The sequence below is a fragment of the Nesterenkonia massiliensis genome (assembly GCF_000455245.1).
Taxonomy (GTDB): Bacteria; Actinomycetota; Actinomycetes; order Actinomycetales; family Micrococcaceae; genus Nesterenkonia; species Nesterenkonia rhizosphaerae.
The window spans coordinates 219,792-227,020 of the sequence record NZ_HG005165.1 but is presented as its reverse complement, the minus strand read 5'-3'; the positions used below and the strand labels follow the sequence as shown (position 1 = coordinate 227,020).

Below are 7,229 nucleotides of genomic sequence, written 5' to 3'. Positions count from 1 at the left end.
GTCGAAGGGTTCTCCCGCGGCAAGACGGTGGACGGCTGTCACCAGCTGCTGTGCGGTCTCCACTACATCGGGGTGCCCGTGGGTCAGGGCGACGGCTTGTTCGGCCCAGCTGCGACGCATCTGGTCCTCAATATAGGGCACCAGCCCAATGGGCAGTATTCGGATCAGCACCGCATCCGCTGTTTCCTGTGGCTGAGCAGGGCTACTGGGGTAGCCCATGTCCCCAGAAGCCAATCCGCGCAGGGACGCGTCAGCGGTACCAGGCAGGATGTGCAGCGCCCCGGCGTCCTTCAGCACGGTCAGACCATGGTCCACCGGCTGCTGCGGGGGCTGCGGGGCATTCAACGGGAAGCTGCCATGGAGCAGCTTGTACCACCGCAGTGAGGCCAACCACATACATGCCAGCGGATCTGCCGCGCTGCCATGCCGGGTGAAGTCCAGCAGTTCCAGCAGCCCCTCGGTCAGGCACAGCTGGTGCAAAGTTTCACCATGAATGGGAACCGCAGTACCCGGGGAGCTGCGCGGCAGGCCAGCGAGCAGGACCGAACGGAGACGGGAGATCACGAGGGCGTCATTCACAGGGACTAAGCGTACCGAAGCTCTAGTGCGGGGCAGGGCTTCAACCCAGGACAGGGCTTCAAGCCAGATGCTGTCACGGAGTGGCGCGAGCCGATGTCGGAGCTGGCCGATAACGTGGGGGACATGCGGTTCCTGCACACTTCTGACTGGCATTTGGGACGTGGCTTCCACGGCTACTCGCTGCGCGCTGAACAGGAGGAGATGTTGGACACGGTGTGCCAGACCGTGCAGGAGCAGCAGGTGGATGTAGTGCTGATCTCCGGGGATGTCTATGATCGGGCGCTTCCTCCCGAATGGGCGGTGACAGCTCTGGAGGACTGCCTCACCAGGCTTGTCGCCCTGGGAGCCAAAGTCATCATCACCTCGGGCAATCATGACTCGGCCGCCCGGCTGGGCTTCGCGCGCGGCCTGATGGCCTCCTCTGGGGTTCATATCCGCAGTTCGTTGGAGGAGGCCTGGCAGCCCATTGAACTGGCCGATGAGACCGGACCGGTGCTGGTCTACGGCGTGCCGTATCTGGAGCCGCAGCTCTATGCCGCTCAGTTGGGCTGCGCCCGGGCCAACCACACGGCGGTGATGGAAGCGGTCATCGGCAGGATCCGGGAGGACCTCAACCAACGCGAGGACGACGGCGCCCGGGTCATCCTGATGGCGCACCTCTTCGCTGCTAAGGGAACGGCCTCGGACTCTGAGCGCAATATCGGCGTAGACGCGCCAGCAGGGGAGTCCCCGGAGCACCACGAAGACAGCATCGGCGGGCTCTCAGTTGTCCCACTGGAGACTTTTGACGGCTTCGACGCCGTCGCGCTGGGCCATCTGCACGGCCGCCAGCAACTCAACGCCAGTGTGCGCTACAGCGGTTCACCGCTGACGTATTCCTTCTCCGAATCCGAGCAGGCCAAAGGCGCCTGGCTCTTGGAGACCAGCACCGAAGAGGGCATCAGCGCCACGGCACTGGATTGGCGGATTGGCCGACCGGTGAAGAAGCTGCGTGGAGAAATCGCCGAAGTGCTAGCCGATGAGACTCTCACGCAATGGGCTGATGCCTATGTGCAGGTCAGGCTCACTGATCCGCAGCGCCCCGAACGCGCTCATCAGCGCATCAAGGAGGCATATCCGTATCTGGCGGTTTTCAGCTACGAGGGCGCCGGGCGGGTGAGGTCCTCGAGCACCTATTCGCACAAAGTGGAGTCGGCCAGCAACGACGTCGACACCGTTGCCGCCTTCCTGGAGCACGTCCGAGACCGGCGTGCAGATACCGACGAGGTGGAACTGATTTCGCAGGCGTTTCAGGAGGTGCGTGCCGGTGAAGCTGCATGAGCTGACACTTTGCGCCTTCGGGCCTTTCCCCGGAGAAGAAACCGTTGACTTTGACGCCCTGGGCCAGGACGGCTTATTCCTGCTGCAAGGCCGGACAGGTTCGGGCAAGACCTCGGTCCTTGATGCCATCACCTTCGCGCTCTACGGGGATGTGCCGGGAGAGCGGGATAAGAACCTGCTGAAGTCCCACCATGCCCCCGCTTCCCGCGAGCCCTTTGTCACGTTGGTGTTTAGTCGGGGAGAGCAGCGCTACCGGATTCGCCGCACCCCGCAGTACCTGCGCCCGCAGGTCCGTGACGCTTCGCAGTGGCGACAGATCAATCAGACGGTGATGCTTCAGGTGCACGACGGCGAGCAGTTCCGTCCAGTGACCTCCGGAATTCAGGCTGCCAGTGATGAGATCCGCCGGATCATCGGTCTGGACATGGCGCAGTTCACCAAGGTGATCCTGCTTCCGCAGGGGGCATTCGCTCAGTTCCTGCATGCCAGCAGCAGAGAGAAGCAGGCGCTGCTGGAAAAGCTCTTCGACACTGATCGGTTTCGAGCGCTGGAGGAGCACCTTCGCGCGCTTTCCCGGGAGACTGAAGCCCAGCTTGCAGACATCGATGGCCGGATCAGCATGCTCGGTTCTAGTTTGCGTCGGGATGCGGCGGCACTGTTGGCCACCGGGACCAAGGACGCGGAACTCAACGTGCCGCCACTGCAGGTGGCAGACAAGGATGAGCACGGCGAGACCGAACCCCCAGATGCGGGATTGGAGACCGTGGCGGAAGCGCAGCTGGCAGAACTGGTCACCACCAGAGCCGCTGCTCACCGAGCCGCGCTTCAGGCTGCTGTAGACCAGGCTAAGCAGGAGTACGAAGCAGCAGAAGCTGCAGCTGCCGCGATTCGAGAGACTCAACGCCAGCTGCAGGCCTACCGCGCCCATCTGGAGGCGATGACCGCACATGAGACGCACGGCCCCGATATCCAGAAGCAACGGGACAAGCTCGCCGCCCATGAGTCGGCCCGCCATCTGAACCAGTGGTTTGCCGCGGCCGACCAGGCCCGGCAGCGCGCAGCTGATGCCACAGCCCATGCGCAGAAGGCGGCCGAGGACCTCCAGGCAGCATTAGAAGACCAGCAGGATATTCCGCACAGCCCGGTCATCACCGAAGGTCATGCAGATGATTCAACCATCGAGAACCTGCACCAGGAGATCATCAGACTGCGCGCTCGTTTGACCCAGCAGGACGCATCCGACTTAGAGGACCGGCATCGGGTGCTCAGCGCCGAGCGGCACAAGGCTGAACAGCGAGCCGCCGCTGCGGCGCAGCGCGCCCAGGAACTGCTCGCCGAGAGCGAAGAGCTGGGCGGTGATCTGGAGCAGAAACACTCCCAGCTCGTGGACCTGGAAGAGCTGGACTCCGCGCTTGAGAACGCGGCGCAGGACACCCAGCAGGCGGCTGATCGTGTGGAGCTTGCTCGCCGCCGCGACAGCCAACAACAGCGCGTGGCCCAGCTGGAAGAGACTACGGAGAAAAACCGTGCGGGGGTGGGGCTGATGGAGGATGCATACCGCAGAATATCCGCACAGTATCTGTCCAATATGGCCGCCCAGCTCGCCCAGAAGCTCTCCGCTGACGAACCATGTTTAGTCTGCGGCTCTACCGAACACCCGCACCCTTATCGGGCGGACTCCGAAGCTATCAGTGTCGATCAGGTCGAATCCGCTCAGCAAGACCTGGAACTCAGCCGCCAACAGGTTCACTGTAGTGAGACAGAGCTTGCTGCAGCCCAGCAGCATCTGAAGGAGACCACCGAGGGGCTCGGAGACTGCGCTGCCAGCAGTCTTGAAGAACTGCAGCGCCAGCACCGGCAATGCCAGCAGACAGTAGAGGCACTGCGTGCCCGCCGTCGTTCCCAGCACAGGCTTCGGGAGGAAATCGTCCAGCTGCAGGAGAAGCTCGCGCAGACTCAGCAGCAGGCTGGTCAGGCGCACCACGAAGCCGAGACTTCGGCTGCCGAGCAGAAGCAGCTCAGCGCTGAACTGCAGACCCTGGCTGAGACACTCGAGGCCCTGCGCGGAGAGCACACCAGCGTGCATGCGAGACTGGAGTTCCTGAGTGGGCTGCAGAAATTGGCAGAGACGGCCCGGACCAGCATTCAGCACCGCGACTCTGCGGTCAACCAGCGAGACAATGCCGAAGAATCAGCCCAGGGACAGCTTCACGAGTCTGTTTTTTACACTGTCGAGGATGTACAGGCTGCGCTGCTGGAGCCCGAAGAGCTCCAGCAGCTGTCTGTTGCTGTGCAGGACTACGAAGCCACCGGCCAGCGGTTGGCTGCCCAGCAGGATTTTCCGGATATTGCCGAAGGCCGCCGCAAGCACGAGAGCGGCCACACGCCGCCCTCGGCCGAAGAAAGTGAGGCAGCTGAAGAGCTCAACCGGCGTAGACAGTCGATCTGGGAGTCCTGCCGCGAGGATCTGCTCAGCTTCGAAGCCCGCTTCGATGCAGTTCAGGGCTGCATCGAGTCACTGGAGGAAGCGCTGCAGGAACGACAGACGGTGGCCGCAGAACAGCTGCGCCGCGCCGAGCTGGCAGCTACTATCAACGGTGCCGGACCGGATAACCCGATGCGTATGACGCTGACTACCTTCGTTCTGGCCGCACGGCTCGAGCGAGTCGCTGAAGCCGCCTCGCGGCATCTGGATGCCATGTCCGAGGGCCGATACCAGCTGCTCCATGACGACGATAAACGCGGCCGCGGCCAGCAGGGACTGGACCTTAAAGTCCATGACGAGCACTCAGATGAACAACGTCCCACATCGTCGCTTTCCGGGGGTGAGACCTTTATGGCGTCGCTGTCTATGGCTCTGGGGCTTGCCGAAGTAGTGCAGGCTGAATCCGGTGGGATCGGCATGGAAAGCCTCTTTATCGACGAAGGCTTCGGCTCTTTGGACGAGGAAACCCTGGAATCGGTGATGACAGCTCTGCACCGGCTGCAGGGGGAGGGACGACGGGTTGGAGTTGTCAGTCACGTCACCGAGATGCACCGGCAGATTCCGGCTCAGCTGCAGGTCACTAAGAACCGCAACGGCTCCACCCTGAAAGTGAAGCTGCCCGGATGATCCACAGCACGGGGACCTCAATTCTGCGCATCACCTCGCGCGTGCCGACGTTGCTGCTGCCACTGGCACTTGCACTGGCCCTTGCCCCCACCGGCTCTGGTTTCACCATCGCTACCGCAGTGGCGGCCGCGCTGGTGGGAACAGCGCTGGCCCCCTCTGCAGCCCAACTGGCGGCAGACCGAGCAGGAAGCCGCAATGTCCTGCTCGGCGGGGCTGTCCTGCATGTGCTGCTTCTGGTTCTGCTGGTCAGCGCGGCTGAGCATTTCTTGAGTCAGCAGCTGGGCAGTTCCGCGGTAGTGACGTATTGGACCATGGTGGGCTTCGCTCTACTTGCTGGCCTCACAACTCCGGCGGCCGCCGTCTTTCTGCGCCAACCCGCGACCTCAGGACAGCATGGCATCAGTGAGGATTCGAAGGTACCTGGGACACATACCGAGACAGGCCCCGCACAAGTCGCTATGGCCGAGGCCCAAGCGGACGAGGTGGCGCTTCTCAGTGCCGCTGTGATCATCAGCCTTCATGGTTTCGGAGCGGGTCCTTCAGCTGCGCTGATCACCTCGGCAGTGCTCACCGCAGTCGTCCTGCCCATTCTGGCCTTGAGCTTGGCTCCTACACGATCCACTGAGGCCGCCCGACTCCGCGTCCCAGCGCCGGTTCCCGGTGCGGAGACCGCCCAAGCCGAAGCCCTGCAGACCTGGACGGACCGTCGTTCAAGGGTGTCTGACGCTGGACCCACCGGCGGGTCTTCTGGCGATAGTCGGCACGGACTTTACCGTCTGTACGCGCCGGTCATGCTGTGCTTCGGGCTGATTCTCGGAGGTCTCTGGATAACTGCCCTGGATGCCGGGCTGGCACTGGGCCGCCCTGCATTCTTCGGGCTGCCTTTGGCCGGGGCGACGTTGGCCGCCATCGTCTGGTTGCGGCTGCGCAGAGGCAGTCGGCTTCCGCTGCAGCGTCGTCGACGCCTGCTGGGAACTGTGCTGGTCAGTGCGGGTGTAGTGCTGTTGCTCGCGGCGGTGTTCCTGCCCTCGCCAGGGTGGGGGATGGGCCTGACGACTTTCATCGCTGCGGTGCTGGGTTGGTGGCAGAGCGAGGGACTGGCTCAGCTCTACGGGGAAGCCCTCCGTACTCGGTCTCAGGCGACAGCGAGGACCCTGACCGTCCTGGGTTTTGCGCTGCTGATCGGGCTGCTGATCGGACTGACCGTGGCCGGGGTCGTCTCACATGAATGGGAGCGCGGCTGGGGAGCGGCGCTAGTTGTTCTCGGGGCAATTGCGGTAGCGGTCCAGGTCAGAACATCACTGCGGCACTAGCAGGGTCACTTCGGCACGAGTCTGGGGCAGCATGACCGCCCGTAGAACGGTTCACCGGGTAAGGAAGGCGACGACGGCGTCCTTGTAGGTACGCGCGGTCAACGCATTGACGTGATTGCGTCCAGGCAGGGAGACAAAGTCCGACCAATTGCCGTGGCTTGCCACCAGATCAGCCAGGGCGTCGGCTCCTTCAGCGATAGTGTCCCTATCGCCAGCCACTACCAAAGTGGGTACCTGGGGGACTGTAGCCGAAGGGGCATAGACATCGTGAGCGAGGCTCAACCGTAGCTCCACAACGTGCTGCAGATGCTGATCCGGCAGGGCCGCGGCCACAGTGATGAACTTGCGGGTCGCTTCATCCTCAGGTTCAGGCCCGCCGGCCGCCCAGCGGCGAGCCTGCTCAGGGTGCACCTGATAGACCTCATCGGAGACCGGGGAACCGCCCATGACGAGAGATTCCACGTCGTCGGGGTGGTCGTAAGCAAACTGCCAGGCAATGCGTGAACCCAGGGAATAACCGTGGGCGGCCACCGGTGTGCCCAATGCGCCCACCAACTCGTGGAGGTCCTCGATCAGATGAGCCATCCGTAACCCAGCGGGATTCACCTCGCGGGATGCCCCGTGTCCTGGGAGATCAACACAGATGAGGTCCCGGTTCAGGGCGGCCATGGGGTCCAACCACCCCGTTTTGACCCAGTTGAACAGGGCATTGGAAGCAAAGCCGTGGATCAGCAGCACCGGGGATGCAGTCGGGCTGGAGTGTTTCCAGCGGTGAACGGTGAGCCCGCGCCGGGTCCGCAAGGACTCCGGCGCGGGATACCAAAGGGCGTTCATTAGGCGTCGAGCTGCAGAGTCTTGTTGGTGGACGCAGCGATCTCGCTCAGCAGCTGCGGCTCATCGGTGAG

At 63.3% G+C, this 7,229-nt stretch carries 5 protein-coding genes; 3 read left to right on the top strand and 2 right to left on the bottom strand.

The window, feature by feature from the left end; all coding sequences use genetic code 11:
- Positions 1–579: ADP-ribosylglycohydrolase family protein (locus tag TX78_RS01060; protein ID WP_187118343.1), on the bottom strand; the 579-nt coding region annotated here is incomplete at its 3' end.
- Between the two features lie 93 nt (positions 580–672).
- On the opposite strand from TX78_RS01060, the gene TX78_RS01055 reads away from it, so the two are divergent.
- Genes TX78_RS01055 through TX78_RS01045 form a run of 3 tightly spaced genes read left to right on the top strand, consistent with a single transcriptional unit; the run spans position 673 to position 6,324 of the window.
- On the top strand, positions 673–1,899 hold the full coding sequence (locus TX78_RS01055; RefSeq protein WP_049897263.1) for an exonuclease SbcCD subunit D: 1,227 nt from the start codon (positions 673–675) through the stop codon (positions 1,897–1,899).
- The gene (locus TX78_RS01050; RefSeq protein ID WP_044492872.1) at positions 1,880–5,011 is read left to right on the top strand and encodes an AAA family ATPase; all 3,132 of its coding nucleotides are present in this window, start codon (positions 1,880–1,882) and stop codon (positions 5,009–5,011) included. The genes TX78_RS01055 and TX78_RS01050 overlap by 20 nt, the downstream gene beginning before the upstream one ends.
- Positions 5,008–6,324: a hypothetical protein gene (locus TX78_RS01045; protein WP_044492870.1), complete on the top strand. Its 1,317-nt coding sequence runs from the start codon at positions 5,008–5,010 to the stop codon at positions 6,322–6,324. Before TX78_RS01050 ends, TX78_RS01045 begins: the two co-directional genes overlap by 4 nt.
- A 51-nt stretch (positions 6,325–6,375) precedes the next feature.
- Here the strand turns inward: TX78_RS01045 and TX78_RS01040 are convergent, their stop codons facing one another.
- A complete protein-coding gene (locus TX78_RS01040; protein ID WP_081652465.1) occupies positions 6,376–7,158 on the bottom strand; it encodes an alpha/beta fold hydrolase in 783 nt (260 codons plus the stop codon).
- Positions 7,159–7,229 lie beyond the last annotated feature (71 nt).